Below are 20,897 nucleotides of genomic sequence, written 5' to 3'. Positions count from 1 at the left end.
TAATCAACCGGCAAACGTGACAAAGTTTCTTGGGGTTTCGAAAAGCTGAATTTCCAACTCTTTCTTGTTATCAATATGGGGTCTTAACCGTTCAAAAATGACCACTGCAATATTTTCAGCTGTTGGGTTCAATGTTTTGAATTCTTCAACCTCGATATTAAGGTTTTTGTGATCCATAGCATCTTCAACATGCTCTTTTATCAGATCTTTTAAAACCTTCATATCCATTACATAACCTGTTTCAGGATCAATTTCACCAGTCACGCTTACAATTAAGTCATAATTGTGACCATGGTATTTTGGGTTATTACACTTACCAAAAATCTCTTGGTTTTTCTCAAAATCCCAATCTTCTCGATACAATCGGTGCGCAGCGTTGAAGTGGGCCTTTCTACTTACTTTGACCTTCATTTACTTTTCCGGATATAAGATGGTGGTAAAACTTATCAAATATTATTTTAAACCACTCTGTGTATTTGTTAGGATTATTCTCGATGTCTTCTTTAATATCAGCAGGATACATCCATTTCCAATCTGCAACTTCATCTGGGTTTATTTCGGGCGTACCCTCAAAGTGACCCATCATTACATGATCGAGCTCATGTTCGGTCAAACCGTTATCGAATGGTGCCTTATAAACAAAAGAAAAAAGCTCATTGAGTTCGGTCACGAAACCCATTTCTTCAAAAAGTCTTCTTTTTCCAGCGTCTAAGTTGGATTCACCATCACGCTGATGGCTACAGCATGTATTGGTCCAAAGTAAAGGGGAATGATATTTATCGGCAGCTCGCTGTTGCAACATTGTCTGCCCTTTTGAATTCATTATAAAAACTGAAAATGCCCGGTGCAACACCGCTTTTTCATGAGCTTCAAGCTTTGGCATTAAGCCTATTTTCCTGTCATTTGAATCAACAAGAACAACATACTCTTCTTTCATCACGCTAAAATATAATCTTAGGCAATGATTTTAACAATTGGAACTGATAAAATATTCTTATTATTTCGGTCCAGAAGACTTAGAAAAATCTTGGTGATTTCAGGTTACCCGTATTTTTAATGAAGTCGTATCTCAAAATAACCTCAAAAGAACCATCATTGAAGGCTGCAGATCCAAGTTCAGTTATTTCACGGTCATAAGCCATAGCAATCAATAATTGATCGGAGACTCTAAAACCGGCCATACCACTGAAAGCAGCGTCCCAACGATAGGCAATACCAGCCTCAAATTTATCATTGAAAAGAAAACTTGTAGAAATATCAACCTGAAGTGGGGCTCCGGTTACCACTTTGGACAGTACTGCTGGCTTAAATTTTAAAAATGGATTTAATTCCCAAACATAACCAGTAATCAGATAAAAATTCATTTCTTCTCTGGCGGTTGATAAAGATTGCTCGGCAAAATGTTCTGTTTGCAAAAATCTTGGAACCGAAAATCCTGCATAAAATTTATCCGTATGGTAATATACCCCGGCACCAATATTGGGCGATAATCTATTATCAATGTTTTGTTGCAGGGTCTGATCGTCACCCTGCGAAAAATCACGATTAAGCTTTGTAAAATCAATATCAAGAAGGTGCGCACTTGCCTTCAATCCAAAACTCAATTTTTTGTCAAAATCTAACTGAATGGTATACGAAAAGTCTCCATCAATATAAGTTTCGGATGTTGGTCCAATAACATCATTTACAACCGAAAGACCGAGGCCAACATTGTTACCAACAGGTGAATGTAAATTAAAGGTCTGGGTTTCTGGGGCACCATTGATTCCAACCCATTGAGCACGGTACAAAGCCGCAACGCTAAGATGACCACGTGAACCTGCATAGGCCGGATTCACACTTACCGTATTGTACATGTATTGGGTATATTGCGCATCTTGTTGGGCAAAACCAATTAAGCCAATCATTAAAATGAGTAGTGTAGTAGTTGTTTGGATTCGAAGGTTTGGGACTAAAGTTTTCACTGCTTCAACTCATTTTTAAAGATTTAGATATATATATCCTGTTAATTGTTTCATTTCTCCTCTGTCATCTTCATAATCGATGATATAGAAATACGTTCCAACTGGAAGCTTATTATCTTCTTCGATAGTAACACGTCCTTGTGATTTTCCATCAAATACGTTGCCTTCGGTATTATATGCCTTGGTTTGAAAGACCATAACACCCCATCGATTGTATATTCTTACTGTATTATTTGGATAGTTATCAAGATTGTCGATTTTGAGAACATCATGAACGCCATCATCATTGGGTGTAATCACATTGAAAACTTCAATTTCAACCACTTCAGGATTTTCTACATCAATATCCAAATAGTCTGGTGTACCATCTTCATCCCAATCATCATTCGCGAAGTTTGCATCGTTGTTTATGTCTTCATCCATGGTCAATAAACCATCACCATCATCATCGGTATCTCGAAAATCAGGTATTCCATCACCATCACTATCTGGTAAATAAGAAGGATCTTCAATTTCATCATTTACATCACGGTCAATTGTGGATTCACCCTCAAAACCGTCGTCCAATCCATCGTTATCCTTATCAGATCCAATGAGCGTGTAATCTGCGATACCGTCCATATCAAAATCATGACCTTCAATACGATCAGGAACACCATCGTTATCACTATCCTCATCAACATAATCTGGAATACCATCGTCATCCGTAACAATTGGAATTATACCGAGGTTACCATCTTGCTCGTAAGCGTCATCCAACCCATTATTGTTGGCATCGACTCCACTAGGCGGAATATAGCCCTCAGTAGACTGGGCTTCAATGTTATCAGGAATACCGTCATTATCACTATCAATATCCATGTAATCTGGAATTCCGTCTCCATCTGTGTCTGTAGGATTGGTAGATGGATCCCCGTCAAGGTCCAAATTCAAATCTTCAAAACTGTCAACAATACCGTCGTCGTCGGTATCAATATCTGATACAGCTGGTGGGGTGACAACGACGGTGATAGTTGCAGTTTCACAATTTCCTTCATCATCGCATACGGTGTATTCAAAAGTGTCCGTACCTATAAAGCCTGTATTTGGTACGTAAGTAATATCATCATCCGATGGATCATCTGGGGTATTGTTATCATTTAAGATAACAGTTCCATTTGCTGGGAACGTGGTGGTAATTGTTCCCGTTGACGGAATGTCGTTATCATTAACCCGCCAAGAAATGGTAATATCGGTATTCTCTTCAGTGGCGACCGAATCATCATTCGTATCAACTATTGGGTCTACATCGACAACAACCGTGGCCGTGCTACAATCCCCAAAATCATTGCAAATGGTGTACGTAAAACTGTCCGTTCCATTAAAATCAGGATTTGGGGTATAGGTAACGATGTCATCGCTAGGGTCGTTTGGTGTTCCATTGTCATTGATAGCAATTGTTCCATTACTCGGGTCAGAAGTGGAAAGTGTTCCTACGGATGGCAAATCAAAATCATTATCGAAAATTGGCACTTCAACCGAACTATCTTCATCAACAGAGACAAAATCATCAACCAAGGTGGCTGCTTGGTCCATACAAACAACTGTAAATCTTGGTAAAGCAGTTGAATTACCTACTTTGGTAATTGTCGCTACGTAACGCTCGACGTTACTATCTGATGTTACTGTGGGTCTCAATTGATCACCAGAAATGCTGGGAGACCAACTAACGGTAGCACCATTAGGGACGCTTGCTGAAATATCCAATGTCACCTCATTAAAAGGTGCATTACAATTGGTAACGATGAAATATCCTGTAGCGTTGGAACCACACAAAGTTCCATCATAAGTAGCGAAATAAACTCCTGGTTGGGTTACCTGATAAAACGAATCCGTACTTAGAACAGTTGCCGTATCAGAAGCTTCGAACCAACGATAGTTGTGTTCATCACTGCTTTCAGGTGCTTGTAGCAAAAACTGTGCGCTGGTAGATATCGACCATAGCAGCATTGCTGTTAGTATAATATGTAGGTTAGTAAGTTTCAAGATTTGGGATTCTTGTTTTATTTAGGTTTTTATTTCACTACGAATACGACATTAATTAAGGCATTATAATCTGTAGGTTGATTAAAAATTTCATAAGAGAGTACACCATTTGCATCGATACTCATATTTTGAACTGTAGTCCCATTGCCAAAAACATCAGGATCAGCATAGGTCACATAGTAATACAAATCAGTGGCACCATAAGTTGGAATAGCGGTTGGAGCACCTGCACTTGCAATAGCCGGCGTGGCGTATTGTGCTACATATTGTGCATAAAGATCAACCGAAAATGTTCCATTGGCCGAGGCGTCAATAGCAATTGAAGGTGGATAAAAGATTTTTGAAGCTTTGAGGCTATTTACCTTTCTTAAATTACCATCACTATCCGCAGTTACCAATTGATCGGTATCCGCAGCAGCATTTAGAGTTCTAACTCTGGCTGTTCCATTGACATCCATCTTTGCTGTTGGCGCATTTGTATTGACTCCAACATTTCCAGATGGCATCAATGCGATATCGTCTTGATAACTACCAACAACATCATTCGTTGTTCCGATTTCAAGTAGGCCATTCTCGGTAGTTGATCCGTTTCCACTGCCATCATCTGAAAATTGGATATAACCAGAATCACTATTTTCATTTACAGCACTTTTGAAAACAATCGAACTCGATCCTCCACTATCACCATGTGATAATACCATAGTTCCTGTTGATGCTGAAGCTGTAGTACCAGTTGGTTCATAAATTTCAAATGTGCCTACAGGACTTGCAGTACCTATACCTACTCTATTATCATCTCCGCTCACTACTAGAGTGTTCGCATCAAAATTTAAATCGAAGTTATTTTGGGTAACCGCACGATTTCCTTCCAAAGTACCATCTGTATTGTAAATATTAGTATCCAAACTTGCGGCATCTACTTCGATAACGTCACCATCAGATTCAACAGCAAGAATACTGGCAGCTGTCCCTGTATATGTTCCTGAACCATATTGATTAAAGGTCATTTTATCACTATCAATATCAAAGGTTATCCATCTAGTAAATCCACCACCGGATACATTTTCATTATAATTTGCAAAGAAGAACTCTCCAGTACCGGTAGAAGAAGAATTTAATCCAAATGTGGCTGAAGCCAAAGTATTGTTCACTGTTCCACTGAACCTATCAACAATAAAACCAGCCGTATTTCCACCTCTTGAAAATCGTACAACGTCATTGGCAGCAACATGTAACGCCCGTTGTGGATCATTGGTTCCAATACCTACTCGATTGTTGTCTCCACTAATTACCATTGTGTTGGCATCAAAATTAAGGTCGAAACTGCCTTGGGTAACAGCTCTATTAGCTGTTAAGCTACCATCGGCGGTATAAATATTATCAGCATTAACAGAGCTCAAATCCACTGTTTCGTTGGGTGCGCCGTCCTGAGTCAATGTTAATGTAGTCCCATCAAACGATAAATCTGTAACTGATTCATTTCCAATAACAGCATCTGCATCGTCAACATTTAGTGTAATTGCATTTCCTCCTGTTATAGAAATTTGACCAGCAGCACCTGTAGACGCCAGAGTCTGATCATCTGAGGCAGGATCACCCGCTGGACCTTGAGGGCCTGTAGCTCCGGTTGCACCTGTCGCTCCAGTTGCTCCGGTTGGACCGGTAAAGTCTGCTGTAGTAAAGTCCGAACCATCTGTATAATTGATAGTGAACGTACCATCACCATTATCGACTGTAGATGCTATTCCTACTCCATTGGTACCTGCTGGTCCTTGGGGACCGGTAGAACCTGTGGCACCCGTTGGGCCAGCTGGTCCTTGAGGGCCAGTAGCACCCGTCGCACCTGTTGCACCTGTTGGTCCTTGAGGGCCAGTAACACCATCTGTTTGAATTACGGCTCCTATAACATTCTCATTACCTCCCGAACCAGAAATAGTTCTGAATGATATTCTATCTGATTCGGCTATTGCAATTGGAGTAACAGAAACAACTTTGTTTTGTTCACTGCTCATAGATATAGTTCTACCAGTGGCAACACCATTGATATACAATTCAATAGCCGCTGTAACTGCTGCACCTCCTGAAAAAGATAATTTTGTCAATGTACTTTCATAACCAACGACTATACCGTTATCACTATTTGCTCCATTTCCAAACGAAAATTGAAAACCACTAGCAGTTGCTGGATTCAATGCTCCACTTTCTTCCGCCCAAATTACATCTAGGCCACCACCAGAAGGCACTGAACCCATTGGCCCTTGAGGCCCTGTTAAATCAGAAGTAGTAAAATCAGAACCATCCGAGTAATTTAATGTGAATGTACCATTTCCATTATCAACAGTTGAAGCTATTCCAACACCATCTGTACCTGCTGGTCCTTGGGGACCTGTTGAACCTGTAGCTCCCGTTGGGCCTGCTGGACCTTGTGGACCCGTAGCTCCGGTTGCACCTGTAGCACCTGTTGCGCCTGTGGCTCCTGTTGCACCAACCAAGCTGGCCAAGAAATCGGCCTCTGTTCCTGTATTTCCGGCATCCAACCATGTCTGGTAGGCTGAATCACCATTCGTTCCGTTTGTTCCGTCAGCTCCGTCAGCTCCCGCTGGACCTGTTGGTCCTTGTGGACCTGTAGCTCCTGTAGCACCTGTTGGGCCGGCTGGACCTTGTGGACCCGTAGCTCCGGTTGCACCTGTGGCTCCTGTTGCACCAGTGGCTCCAACCAAGCTGGCCAAGAAATCGGCCTCTGTTCCTGTATTTCCGGCATCCAACCATGTCTGGTAGGCTGAATCACCATCTGTTCCGTTTGTTCCGTCAGCACCGTCAGCTCCCGCTGGACCTGTTGGTCCTTGTGGGCCTGTAGCTCCTGTAGCACCTGTTGGGCCTGCTGGACCTTGTGGGCCCGTAGCTCCGGTTGCACCTGTGGCTCCTGTGGCTCCAACCAAGCTGGCCAAGAAGTCGGCCTCTGTTCCTGTATTTCCGGCATCCAACCAAGTCTGGTAGGCTGAATCACCATCTGTTCCATTTGTTCCGTCTGCGCCATCAGCTCCCGCTGGACCTGTCGGTCCTTGTGGGCCGGTGGCTCCTGTAGCACCCGTTGGGCCGGCTGGACCTTGTGGACCAGTAGCTCCTGTAGCACCAGTGGCTCCAACCAAGCTGGCCAAGAAGTCGGCCTCTGTTCCTGTGTTTCCGGCATCCAACCATGTTTGGTAGGCTGAATCACCGTCTGTTCCGTTTGTTCCGTCAGCACCGTCAGCTCCTGCTGGACCTGTTGGTCCTTGTGGACCTGTAGCTCCTGTTGGGCCGGCTGGACCTTGTGGGCCCGTAGCTCCGGTTGCACCAACCAAGCTGGCCAAGAAGTCGGCCTCTGTTCCTGTGTTTCCGGCATCCAACCATGTTTGGTAGGCTGAATCACCGTCTGTTCCATTTGTTCCGTCAGCACCGTCAGCTCCCGCTGGACCTGTTGGTCCTTGTGGGCCGGTGGCTCCTGTAGCACCCGTTGGGCCGGCTGGACCTTGTGGGCCAGTAGCTCCCGTCGCTCCTGTGGCTCCTGTGGCTCCAACCAAACTGGCCAAGAAGTCGGCCTCTGTTCCTGTGTTTCCGGCATCCAACCATGTTTGGTAGGCTGAATCACCGTCTGTTCCATTTGTTCCGTCTGCGCCATCAGCTCCCGCTGGACCTGCTGGTCCTTGTGGACCTGTCGCTCCGGTGGCTCCTGTTGGACCTGCTGGTCCTTGTGGGCCTGTCGCTCCCGTTGCACCTGTAGCACCTGTGGCTCCCGTTGCTCCGGTTGCACCAACCAAGCTGGCCAAGAAGTCGGCCTCTGTTCCTGTATTTCCTGCATCCAACCATGTCTGGTAGGCTGAATCACCATCTGTTCCATTTGTTCCGTCTGCGCCATCAGCTCCCGCTGGACCTGTCGGTCCTTGTGGGCCGGTGGCTCCCGTCGCTCCTGTCGCTCCTGTTGCACCAGTGGCTCCAACTAAGCTGGCCAAGAAGTCGGCCTCTGTTCCTGTGTTTCCGGCATCCAACCATGTTTGGTAGGCTGAATCACCGTCTGTTCCGTTTGTTCCGTCAGCACCGTCAGCTCCTGCTGGACCTTGTGGACCTGTGGCTCCTGTGGCTCCTGTGGCACCCGTTGGGCCTGCTGGACCTTGTGGGCCCGTAGCTCCGGTTGCACCTGTAGCACCTGTTGCGCCTGTGGCTCCAACCAAACTGGCCAAGAAGTCGGCCTCTGTTCCTGTGTTTCCGGCATCCAACCATGTCTGGTAGGCTGAATCACCGTCTGTTCCGTTTGTTCCGTCAGCACCGTCAGCTCCCGCTGGACCTGTTGGCCCTTGTGGACCTGTAGCTCCTGTAGCTCCTGTTGGGCCGGCTGGACCTTGTGGACCCGTAGCTCCGGTTGCACCTGTAGCACCTGTTGCGCCTGTGGCTCCAACTAAACTGGCCAAGAAATCGGCCTCTGTTCCTGTATTTCCGGCATCCAACCATGTCTGGTAGGCTGAATCACCATCCGTTCCGTTTGTTCCGTCAGCACCGTCAGCTCCCGCTGGACCTGTTGGTCCTTGTGGACCTGTAGCTCCCGTTGGGCCTGCTGGACCTTGTGGACCTGTAGCTCCCGTTGCACCAGTTGCTCCAACTAAACTGGCCAAGAAGTCGGCCTCTGTTCCTGTATTTCCGGCATCCAACCATGTCTGGTAGGCTGAATCACCATCGGTACCATTTGTTCCGTCAGCTCCGTCAGCTCCTGCTGGACCTGTTGGTCCTTGTGGACCTGTAGCTCCTGTAGCACCTGTTGGGCCGGCTGGACCTTGTGGGCCCGTAGCTCCGGTTGCACCTGTGGCACCTGTTGCACCAGTGGCTCCAACCAAGCTGGCCAAGAAATCGGCCTCTGTTCCTGTATTTCCGGCATCCAACCATGTCTGGTAGGCTGAATCACCATCTGTTCCGTTTGTTCCGTCAGCACCGTCAGCTCCCGCTGGACCTGTAGCTCCTGTAGGTCCTGTGGCTCCAACTAAACTGGCCAAGAAGTCAGCCTCTGTTCCTGTATTTCCTGCATCCAACCATGTCTGGTAGGCTGAATCACCATCTGTTCCGTTTGTTCCGTCAGCACCGTCAGCTCCTGCTGGACCTGTTGGTCCTTGTGGACCGGTCGCTCCTGTAGCTCCCGTTGCACCCGTTGGGCCTGCTGGACCTTGTGGGCCCGTAGCTCCGGTTGCACCTGTCGCTCCTGTGGCTCCGGTTGCACCAACCAAGCTGGCCAAGAAGTCGGCCTCTGTTCCTGTGTTTCCGGCATCCAACCATGTTTGGTAGGCTGAATCACCATCTGTTCCATTTGTTCCGTCTGCGCCGTCAGCTCCCGCTGGACCTGTAGCTCCTGTAGCTCCCGTTGGGCCTGCTGGACCTTGTGGGCCCGTAGCTCCGGTTGCACCAGTGGCTCCAACCAAGCTGGCCAAGAAGTCCGCTTCTGTTCCTGTGTTTCCTGCATCCAACCATGTTTGGTAGGCTGAATCACCGTCTGTTCCATTTGTTCCGTCAGCACCGTCAGCTCCCGCTGGACCTGTTGGTCCTTGTGGGCCTGTAGCTCCCGTTGCACCTGTTGCACCTGTAGCTCCAACTAAACTGGCCAAGAAGTCGGCCTCTGTTCCTGTATTTCCTGCATCCAACCAAGTCTGGTAGGCTGAATCTCCATCAGCACCATCGGCACCATTTGTTCCGTCTGCGCCGTCAGCTCCCGCTGGACCTGTTGGTCCTTGTGGGCCCGTAGCTCCCGTTGCACCTGTTGCACCTGTAGCTCCAACCAAGCTGGCCAAGAAGTCCGCTTCCGTTCCTGTATTTCCGGCATCCAACCATGTTTGATAGGCTGAATCTCCATCTGTTCCGTTTGTTCCGTCAGCGCCATCAGCTCCTGCTGGACCTTGTGGGCCGGTAGCTCCGGTTGCTCCTGTTGCACCAACCAAGCTGGCCAAGAAGTCGGCCTCTGTTCCTGTATTTCCTGCATCCAACCAAGTCTGGTAGGCTGAATCTCCATCTGTTCCATTTGTTCCATCAGCACCGTCAGCTCCCGCTGGACCTGTTGGGCCTTGTGGGCCAGTGGCACCTGTAGCTCCCGTTGGGCCTGCTGGACCTTGTGGGCCCGTAGCTCCGGTTGCACCAACCAAGCTGGCCAAGAAGTCGGCCTCTGTTCCTGTATTTCCTGCATCCAACCAAGTCTGGTAGGCTGAATCACCATCTGTTCCATTTGTTCCGTCTGCGCCGTCAGCTCCCGCTGGACCTGTTGGGCCTTGTGGGCCAGTGGCTCCTGTAGCACCCGTTGGGCCGGCTGGACCTTGTGGACCAGTAGCTCCCGTCGCTCCTGTCGCTCCTGTAGCACCAGTGGCTCCAACCAAGCTGGCCAAGAAATCCGCTTCCGTTCCTGTATTTCCGGCATCCAACCAAGTCTGGTAGGCTGAATCACCATCGGTACCATTTGTTCCATCAGCACCGTCAGCTCCTGCTGGACCTTGTGGGCCGGTAGCTCCGGTTGCTCCTGTTGCACCAGTGGCTCCAACCAAGCTGGCCAAGAAGTCGGCCTCTGTTCCTGTGTTTCCGGCATCCAACCAAGTCTGGTAGGCTGAATCTCCATCTGTTCCGTTTGTTCCATCAGCACCGTCAGCTCCCGCTGGACCTGTTGGTCCTTGTGGGCCTGTAGCTCCCGTTGCACCTGTTGCACCTGTAGCTCCAACTAAACTGGCCAAGAAGTCGGCCTCTGTTCCTGTATTTCCTGCATCCAACCAAGTCTGGTAGGCTGAATCTCCATCAGCACCATCGGCACCATTTGTTCCGTCTGCGCCGTCAGCTCCCGCTGGACCTGTAGCTCCTGTAGCTCCCGTTGGGCCTGCTGGACCTTGTGGGCCCGTAGCTCCGGTTGCACCAGTGGCTCCAACCAAGCTGGCCAAGAAGTCCGCTTCTGTTCCTGTGTTTCCGGCATCCAACCATGTTTGGTAGGCTGAATCACCGTCTGTTCCATTTGTTCCGTCAGCACCGTCAGCTCCCGCTGGACCTGTTGGTCCTTGTGGGCCTGTAGCTCCCGTTGCACCTGTTGCACCTGTAGCTCCAACCAAGCTGGCCAAGAAGTCCGCTTCCGTTCCTGTATTTCCGGCATCCAACCATGTTTGATAGGCTGAATCTCCATCTGTTCCGTTTGTTCCGTCAGCGCCATCAGCTCCCGCTGGACCTGTAGCTCCTGTAGCTCCCGTTGGGCCTGCTGGACCTTGTGGGCCCGTAGCTCCGGTTGCACCAGTGGCTCCAACCAAGCTGGCCAAGAAGTCCGCTTCTGTTCCTGTGTTTCCTGCATCCAACCATGTTTGGTAGGCTGAATCACCGTCTGTTCCATTTGTTCCGTCAGCACCGTCAGCTCCCGCTGGACCTGTTGGTCCTTGTGGGCCTGTAGCTCCCGTTGCACCTGTTGCACCTGTAGCTCCAACCAAGCTGGCCAAGAAGTCCGCTTCCGTTCCTGTATTTCCGGCATCCAACCATGTTTGATAGGCTGAATCTCCATCTGTTCCGTTTGTTCCGTCTGCGCCATCAGCTCCCGCTGGACCTGCTGGTCCTTGTGGACCTGTCGCTCCGGTGGCTCCTGTAGCACCTGTTGGACCGGTTAAATCGGTTGATGTAAAGCTTGAGCCGTCAGTATAGTTAATCGTAAATGTACCATCGCCATTATCGATGGTGGACTGTACCCCTACTCCATCAGTTCCATTTGATGAAGAAGCTTCCCAAGAATCTCCATCCCAGTAAAAAATTTGACCAGTATTTGTATTTACATAGAGATCACCAGTATCAGCACCGGTAGGAGAAGTTGCGCCCGGGGAGGAAACATCCGTTCCTTTGAGTACTTCGCAATTACACTGGTCCTGTAAGGTTACCGTGGTTTGAGAAAAGCCTGAAATCGAAAAAAGTAAAAGAAAAAGTATCGAAAAGGCCTTAGTGTACAGGCTATTCGCTATAGATATAGCTATTTCTTTGTAGGTCATGACTTGGGTACTTTTTGTTGTTTTGAGTTAACTGCTTTATTTATTATTAAATGGATTTAAACCAAACAGTTAATCTCAGTATGCAAAATTATATTTATACACTTCCTTGGAAAATTATTGTTGTGAATGTGTACTCACGTACTGTAAACTGTTTTCTTTTTGCTGTCAATACATTAAGAAATGCTTTTAATACGAGGTAAAGTTTCACACTTTCAATGATTTACATTTTTAGCAAGGTTCATGTATCTTAATTGTTTATTCTATATGTAATTCTTCTATTCGTTATAATAGTTGCAGCTTTAATAACCGCAGCAGGTGAAAACTCAGAAGTTGAGTTTGAAACCGTTGCGGTTGCAGTTACTAAATTTGAAACACTTCCGCCAGATCCTGCCGGTATTATGAATTCAAATCTATTTGTCGAATCCGTGTTTCCATCAGCATCTGTATACGATGATACAGAACTGTCATTATCTGAAACTGAACCTTCAACAAACGAAGCAATAAAAATCTGTCCTTCTCCATAGTCTTGTGTCAATCCCAATTGATTATCCCCATTGGCTGCGCTTCCTTGATTGACATCAGTAAAATAAAACTCTACTGTTGCTCCAGCTGGAGACCATCCCCTAACAATTAAGTTTCCTCCTGAAAAAACAACAGCTTCAATAAAAGGAAAGTTGAGTAACCCATTAGCACCATTGTCTGCGTCACCATTATCGTTAATGGTCACTCCATCAATTGCCAAATCAATGCCTAGAGCAGCTGAGGCCGTTCCATTTGCATAAAATGAGTTTTGACTTATAAGATTCGAATTTCCTGTTCCAGAAATTGCCAGCCCAGCTCCTCCATTCGAATGAATTATATTATTTGTAATCTGGGAACTATTACCATCCAATTCAATTCCCATTTGTTTTGGTGAACCACTACAGTTACCTCCATTTTGACCGGAGCCCGTAATTGTATTTTCAGTTATTGTTAGACTTCCTATTCCCGAAGTGGCATCAATACCCATTGAGGAAGCATTTTCAATTAGGTTTTGTTGAATTGTGATATCACTACCTGAGGTTATTAATATGTTGTCATCACAAGCTGAATCGCCATTGTTGAATATGTGGTTGTTCTGAATGATGTTCGAAGAACCCCCATTTATTAAAATTCCTGAATCGGTATTTGTTGCAATGTAATTCCCATCTACTATTACATTGCCACCAAGATTTTCAAGTGCAAAATCTATATTACCACCGTTCACCCCTGATGCATCAACTCCTAACAAGTTTGATGAGATTGTAGCTGAGCCACCATCAACACGAATACCTGCATTGTTATTTGCATAAACGGCTATATTTCGTATCCCAACATTTGAAGCATTGATTCTAAAAACATCACCACTATTTCTATAAATTTCTATTTCAGGTAGTTCGAATGATGGTAGAGCAATTCCTGAAACCCCAACAGTTGTTCCACCTGATCCAATACTACCACTATTGCTATCACCAGAATAAGAAGTCTGTGTTCTTCCATCAATTATGGTATAATCACTTGAAATATCAGAAAGTGGATTACCATTTGAAATGGTGATATTAAAAATGCCACCTGAAAAGTTGGCATCGGCTGTCCTGCCAAGAATATCACCAGTTGTTGGTATCATAAAGACGGATACATCTTCGCCTGCAGCTGGATCAAAAATTGCATTTGCCTCAATATCAAGACCAGTCTCATTTAGGCTATTGGAATTTACAATAAACTGTTCCAATGACCCCTGTCCATCATTATTTGTATTAACTATTGTGCTGAAGTTAAAACCAAAGTCAATACCCACTACACCACTTCCGGCCATTGTGAGAGTTGATACCGTTTGGGCACCGCTTAACGTTCCCGTACCAACATCTTCAGAAGAAGGGTCTGCCCCTCCAATTTCGGTAGTAACATCTAGAATTGCGCCAGAACTTTCATAACTACGGAAAGTCTGTACAGGAATGCAAGTAGTACAAATTTCACCTCCACCTCTTGTAGACCGCACTGTGCTATTGACCACCCGCACTGAATAATCACCATCGATTACCCCACCGAAGATATAGTTACCATCTGTGTCAGTTGTTACTGACTCAACAAAAGTGCTTGAATTATCATATAGTTCAACTGTTGCATTTTCAATACCAACACCTGAAGAAGTTGTCAAGTTGCGACCAGAACCACCAGGGTAATTTACATCTTCAAAAACATTTCCTGTAATTAGATTGGACTCTACCCGTAAAAGGACTGCATTAAAAAATACGGCATCATTGGCAACGGAAACGTTTGCTGTTACCTGAGTGTCACCAGGCGATATATAGCTTGATATTCCGTAAGTATCTAAATCAACTCCATAAATGTTAGAGGCATTGTAGACAGTGCCTTGAGTATCATCATATATTGTTGAGTTATAGGCATTATTTCCTGTTTGTCCTCCGTCACCACTTAGCACGAAAGTGTTGGAAGCTTCATTCGTAATCGATAGGGATTCTGAGGTCCCAGAAAGGGTATCGTCACCTTCCCATGATAAAAAAGTAGCCTTGGCACCTGTTCCGGCAATTGCATAAAATGAATCCAATGTGAATGAAGAACTTGCATTTCTTAAACGTTGAAAGCCTTGGTACAGATTAATACTTGATGCCGGTAAGCTATCTTCATTATATATGATAATCAAAGACCATCCTCCTAAAACACCTTGTGAGGCGCAACTTGTTGTAGTATCAATGGTCAAATCAGCAAAATCATATGTATTACCGTTTAGATCGGCTATTGAAGTAATAATTGAAGTAACATCACTTCGATAACTGAAATAAGTATCAGATTGGGCGCTATATCCTAAATCTGCATTTACCGTCTGACCTTCAAAAGTCACTGTATCATCAAATGCGGTTGCTGAATGTGCCCAATAAAGATAAGCTCGGCGAATGGTCGCAGTTGCCGGAATTGGAGAAACTAGCGTAGCAGAAGAGGTATTGGTCACTGCACAGGCGTCTGTATTGTTATCAGAGGTTCGCAAAGTATTACCCGTAACCACATAATCCACATTACCATGAAATTCCTGAAATAGAGCTAAAGGGACGTCCGAAGAAATTTGACTATTTATGGTAACAGTTGCGGTATCTGAAATATTTATAGTGCCGTCTGAGGATGCTGTAAATAGGACGTTAAAAGTTTCATCACCCTCTAAGTTTGTATCGGTGAGTATTGGTATTGTAATTATATCCGTATCTCCTGAGGTACCATTAAAATTCAGAGTTCCTGTGGTTGAAGTATAATCCGTTCCTGAATTCGCAGTTCCGTCACTAGTCGAAAAATTCACGGTAAATGGCCCAGAAGCATCTAAGTTTGTATGCGTGGCAGTCAAACTTACCGTACCTGCTGATTCATCTACACTAACATTATTAATGGTTATTGCGGGAGAAGGAGTAAAACAAGAAATATTTGCTTCCCAACCGGGATCAACTACACTACCATCTGAATCAAACCTAAACGTTAGACATCCTGAAGCGTCAGTCGCTATTATTGTAGTTGGTGGCAGATTACCATTATGATATTGACCAATTAATGTGCCACTTGTAGAAGTACCTTCATAGACGTATAAAAAATCAAAATTTGACTCCACATCAAAACTTGTGAAATCAACTTGAATAAAGTTGCCTGGCACATCTGGACAGATTGTATGTTCTATAAATTCGTTATTACCATAAGATCCGGAAATACCTCCAGTATCAAAAAATGTTGTTGCACAAGTATTGGTTGTAGCCCCATTTGTAATTATTAAGGCATCATCGTCATTAATGGTTATTGTAGCAGTATCTGAGAAATCTACCGTACCATCGGTTGAGGATGTAAAAGAAATTAAAAAAGTCTCATTACCTTCTATGGTGCCATCATTTAAAATAGGTATCGAAATTGTATCTGTATCCCCGACAACGCCATTAAAATTTAGGGTTCCTGTAGTAGCCGCATAATCTAAAGACGCATTTGCAGAAATATCGGAGGTTGTGTAATTGACACTAAATGCACCAGATGCATTTGTCGTAGTATGTGTTACAGTAAAATTAGCAGTACCAGTGTCTTCATTTATACTGGCATCTTCTATGGAAATAATCGGTGCTGAAGCAATAATGTCAAAGGTGACCGTCCCAGATGAACCCCCTGTTAAATCTGAATCAACAATCAAAATACCATCTTGATAAACCCTTACATAAGAAGAACCACCATTCCATCCATCACCATAGGTGTCCTCCAAAAAAATATCGTAACCTGTACCATATGGTACACTATTATAGGTTTCAGGAGAGGCAATATTATCATATGAGTTATTGGAAGAACCATTAAAACAAGTAGATAGATTACAAATGGTATTACCGATTTGGGTGTTCGAGGGGTCTCTAAAAGTCACTCTATTTTCTGAAGACCATCTCGGCCAATTGACTTCAATTGTAATAGTCGCCTGACCAAAAGAAACTGTCGTGCAGAAAACTACAACAATAAATACTAGAAGATTTTTAAATGCATTCATGATTTGGGCGACATCTAATACTAAAATGCCGTAACCAAATGTAAAATGTACTTGATGAGTATATAAATAATTGTTGTCAAATCACCAATAAGTGAAGCCAAAGCACCAAAACCCCATGATGTAACTCATTGATAACCAAAAGAAAAAAGTAATTTCCTACAAATTAGCGATTGCTATTCTAAGATGATAAATTCCGATCTACGATTTAATTGATGCTTCGAGGCTGAACATGGAACTCCGTTTTCGCACTCATTTATGAGCATGGTTTCACCATAGCCTTGACCAACTAACCGTTCCTTCTCAATGCCCATTGAAATCATATAATCAACTGTAGATTGTGCTCTTTGCTGCGATAGCCACAAGTTATACTCGTCCCTACCTTGGCTATCGGTATGAGAGTTTACCTTAATTTTGAGACTAGGATATCTCTCCATTGCAGCAATTACTTTTTGAATCTCAATTTCAGCATCTGGTCTAATGTTGTATTTATTCAAATCAAAATAAATCGTGCTCAATTGAAGTAATTTTGCCAAATCGTCGCCAAAACCACCAGTAACCACATCGCGTTCCAAGTAAAAATCAACAGTCTTTGGTTTACCATCAGATTTAGGTAAAAATACCTCTGATGCGATATATCCATCCTTTAATGCCCTTACAAAATTGTTTTTGCTGCAATCAAGCTCCAGTCGGTATTCACCTTTCGAATTTGTTAAAGTAGTAGATACTTCGTTATTCTCGTCATCAATTATTTTTACGGTTGCACCAGCAAGTACTTCGTTCGAAATTTTATCTCGAACCGTTCCTGTAATTTCCCTTATACAATCAATTGGTACCGGTACTGTTTCTACGAAAGCATATATGTCGTCTAATCCCAATCCTTCTGGACGATTACTGGCAAAATACCCTTGTTTGGTACTATCATCAATTATATATGAAAAGTCATCGAATTCGGTATTAATTGGTTTACCCAAATTGACTACCTCTTGAGAATAATCATCAAATGCAATCTTAGTAGTAAAAACGTCCAATCCTCCCAATCCAGGGTGGCCGTCTGAAGAAAAATATAACAAATCAGAATCGGAGATAAACGGGAATGTTTCTCGGGCTTGTGTATTAATATTTCCTCCTAGGTTAATCGGATTACCAAAAGTACCATCTCCAACAATTTCAACTTTCCATATATCGGTATTCCCATATCCACCTGTTAAATCAGAAACAAAGTATAGAAACTTCTCGTCAGGACTAAGGGTTGGATGCGCAAAAGAAAATCCTTCTAAATTAAAAGGAAGTTCAACTACATTCACCCATTTACCATCATTCCATTCAGCAGAGTAAATCTTAAGACGGGTAAAACCTTCTTCATCTTCGTAACGTTTTCCATCTATAAAATTATTTCTAGTAAAATAAAGTGTATTGCCGTCTTTGGTCAGTGTTGATGTTGATTCATGAAACCTACTGTTGATTCTGTTCTTCTTCTTTGGCAGTTTGTCGTCTTTTTCTTCCTTTCCAGTTAAATCATCACCATTATTCTTTAAACGTCGTTCCAACACATCAATTTTGACCACCCTATTTGTTGAAACGCTATCAGCATTTATCTTATACAAGTCTAGAAAGTCCCTCGAATTCCATGTGTGACGGTATCTTGCTAAATTTCCCGTATCACGATCAGAGGCAAAAATCAAACCCTTTCGATAAAAACTTGGTGCAAAATCCGAATATGCAGAGTTGTATTTAAATTCTTTGAACTCATATCTATCAGAATTTGCTTCAATCTTATCTAAATAGTTATAGCCTGCTTTCGAGTTAAGTTCGAGTTTTTTTGCAATTTTATTAAACTCCTGCATCCACTTATCTGACTCTTCGTAACTACCGATTGTTTTAAGTGATTGGGCGTATCTAAAAACAATGTCTGCACCAAGAATTGAATCCGAACCTTGAACTAATTCGCCATAAACTTCTGCTGCCTTGGCGTACTCGGCATTAAAGTAATACGAATCACCTAATTTGGTCAAGAGGTCCGAATTAACATAACCCTCGGATCTAACTTTTTCGTAGATATCAATAGCTGGTCTAAATGAATACTGTTTATACTTTTCGTCAGCTTTCAGAATTCTTTTATCCTCCTTTTCTTGACCTGAAATAGAACCACAAATCACAAAAAGAAATGTGAAACAGAGTAGAAGTTTATTAGTCATACCTAGCTATTTTAGAAAAAGCGGGGCGAAATGGTTCTCTGGAATCGTTTCAATAATTCTAATCTCAAAAACACCTCAAAGGAACCGTCATTAAATCTAGCGGCTCCAAGCTCGGTAGTTTCCCTGTCATAAGCCAATCCCAGCATTAATTGTTCTGTAATTTGAAAACCTGCCAGTGCGCTGACCGCGGCGTCCAATCTATATGCCGCTCCAAAACTGAATCGTTCGGCAAACAAAAAACTAGCTGATAAATCTACCTGTAAAGGAGCACCACCAACCGCTTTTGTCAATAATGCAGGTTTGAATTGCAAATTTCCCCCCAAATCAAATACGTAGCCAGTAATGAAATAGATGTTCATTCGCTCAGCGGATAAAAAATTAACTGAATTGGCATCGCCAGATGACCCATCAAAATATTCTGTTTCAAGAAAATTCGGTACAGAAACACCTGCATAGAATTTATCAGTATGGTAGTAAAAACCTAAACCAAAATTCGGCGCGAATCGATTATCTGGAACATCAGCACTCGTAGGTTCCAAATCAAAATTTCGTAGTTTCGAAAAGTCTAGATTAAGTAGGTTACCACCTATTTTCAATCCGAAAGAAAACTTGGCTGTATTGGTTTGATTTGCAGGTAATGAATAGGAAATTACACCATCCAAATAAGTTTCTTGAACAGCTCCATCACCAATATTGTCATTAACCACAGAGATACCATAACCGAGCCTACTATTACGAATCGGAGAATGTAGATTTACAGTAAATGTCTCTGGTGCGCCATTAATACCAATCCACTGAGAACGATATAGACTGGCAAAACTTAATTGTCCTCTTGATCCCGCATAAGCCGGATTCACACTTAATGTGTTGAACATATATTGGGTATACTGTGAGTCTTGTTGCCCGAAAATGTTAGCACAAAAAAGTGGAAAAATTAAGAGTAGTGATAATAAACTCTTTTTCAACATGAAGTTTGTTTGTTTATCTACTTATATAAAAATAGTCGTTGTCGATTAAGCGACCTTCACTAGTTTCATATTCAAAGATATAATAATAAATGCCTGCCGGAAGGTACTCGTCTACACTAATTGTGGATCTACCTCTGGACCTTCCATCAAAAACGTTATTTACATTGTTATAATTTGAAGCTTCGTATACGGCAACTCCCCATCTGTTAAAAATCCTCAATGTATTGTTTGGTGCACCTTCAACTCCTCTAATGAATAGAAAATCGTTCATACCGTCACCATTTGGTGTCACCATTTGATTAACTTCAATAGCGACTCGGGAATCCCTATTATCTGTTGGATCCAGATAATCAGGTGTACCGTCCAAATCTTCATCATCATTGGTCGGGTCACCATCACCATTACCATCCTCGTCTGGGGTGTCGATACCATCGTTGTCATCATCAAAATCGCGATAGTTCACATCGTCCTCTCCATCGGTATTTGGTAAATCAAATAAAGGATCTTCAATTTCATCATTAACATCATAACCGTCATTCACATTACTTCCTTCATAGCCATCATCCAATCCATCATTATCGGTATCGGTTCCCGTGAAGGTCCAATCGGGTTGGCCATCAAAATCGAAATCATTCCCTTCATTATTGTCAGGAACTGTATCGTTGTCACTGTCATCATCTAAATAATCTGGTGTCAAGTCTCCATCAGTATCAACGGGTAATACACCTTCATCTTCGACAATCGCTTCATATGTATCATCCAGACCGTCACTATCCCTATCAATACCAGTGGGTGGTATATACGTATCTGTTGGTTGAGCCTCTATATTATCAGGAATACCGTCATTATCACTATCGATATCCAAGCTGTCCGGTCTACCATCGCCATCAGTATCTATTGTTCCATCTCCTTCATTGATATCAATTATTCCATCGTTGTCGTCATCAATATCAACTATGTCAGGAACTCCATCGCCATCAGTATCTAAATCATCATCCTTCGGATCTAAATAATCAGGAATGCCATCTCCATTTGAATCATCGTTGGTCGGGTCCCCATCACCATCAGCATCCTCGTCTGGGGTGTCGATACCATCGTTGTCATCATCAAGGTCACGGTAGTTCACATCGTCCTCACCATCCGTGTTCGGTAAATCTTCCGATGGGTTCTCTATTTCGTCGTTCGAATCATAGCCATCGTTC

Annotated in this window: 9 protein-coding genes; all 9 read right to left on the bottom strand. The window is 43.7% G+C overall.

Annotated features, from left to right (window positions below; genetic code table 11):
• Positions 1–3 precede the first annotated feature (3 nt).
• Positions 4–411 (bottom strand): 6-pyruvoyl trahydropterin synthase family protein, encoded by a 408-nt coding sequence (locus HCU67_RS15930; RefSeq protein WP_168553656.1) that lies wholly within the window; start codon positions 409–411, stop codon positions 4–6.
• Positions 392–937, bottom strand: coding sequence for an isopentenyl-diphosphate Delta-isomerase (gene idi / locus HCU67_RS15925; RefSeq protein ID WP_168553655.1), 546 nt, complete (start codon positions 935–937; stop codon positions 392–394). The genes HCU67_RS15930 and idi overlap by 20 nt, the downstream gene beginning before the upstream one ends.
• Positions 938–1,016: 79 nt before the next feature.
• Entirely contained in the window at positions 1,017–1,937 is a 921-nt protein-coding gene (locus tag HCU67_RS15920; RefSeq protein ID WP_345890724.1) for a PorP/SprF family type IX secretion system membrane protein, read from the bottom strand.
• Positions 1,938–1,979: 42 nt separating this feature from the next.
• On the bottom strand, positions 1,980–3,953 hold the full coding sequence (locus tag HCU67_RS15915; protein WP_168553744.1) for a T9SS type B sorting domain-containing protein: 1,974 nt from the start codon (positions 3,951–3,953) through the stop codon (positions 1,980–1,982).
• Between the two features lie 65 nt (positions 3,954–4,018).
• Positions 4,019–11,998, bottom strand: a complete 7,980-nt coding sequence (locus tag HCU67_RS16745; protein ID WP_282597833.1) for a beta strand repeat-containing protein — start codon at positions 11,996–11,998, stop codon at positions 4,019–4,021.
• A 247-nt stretch (positions 11,999–12,245) separates the two neighbouring features.
• Positions 12,246–16,532 carry a beta strand repeat-containing protein gene (locus HCU67_RS15905; protein WP_168553654.1) on the bottom strand — a complete coding sequence of 1,429 codons (4,287 nt, stop codon included), beginning with the start codon at positions 16,530–16,532 and terminating at the stop codon, positions 12,246–12,248.
• Positions 16,533–16,705: 173 nt separating this feature from the next.
• Positions 16,706–18,727 carry an OmpA family protein gene (locus HCU67_RS15900; protein ID WP_168553653.1) on the bottom strand — a complete coding sequence of 674 codons (2,022 nt, stop codon included), beginning with the start codon at positions 18,725–18,727 and terminating at the stop codon, positions 16,706–16,708.
• A gap of 11 nt (positions 18,728–18,738) precedes the next feature.
• The gene (locus HCU67_RS15895) at positions 18,739–19,695 is read right to left on the bottom strand and encodes a PorP/SprF family type IX secretion system membrane protein (protein WP_168553652.1); all 957 of its coding nucleotides are present in this window, start codon (positions 19,693–19,695) and stop codon (positions 18,739–18,741) included.
• Positions 19,696–19,708: 13 nt separating this feature from the next.
• Positions 19,709–20,897: T9SS type B sorting domain-containing protein (locus HCU67_RS15890; RefSeq protein ID WP_168553651.1), on the bottom strand; the 1,189-nt coding region annotated here is incomplete at its 5' end.

Source organism: Croceivirga thetidis (genome assembly GCF_012272815.1).
GTDB classification, from domain to species: domain Bacteria; phylum Bacteroidota; class Bacteroidia; order Flavobacteriales; family Flavobacteriaceae; genus Croceivirga; species Croceivirga thetidis.
Note: the sequence above shows the minus strand (reverse complement) of the source record. Positions and strands in the feature narration are given on the sequence as shown.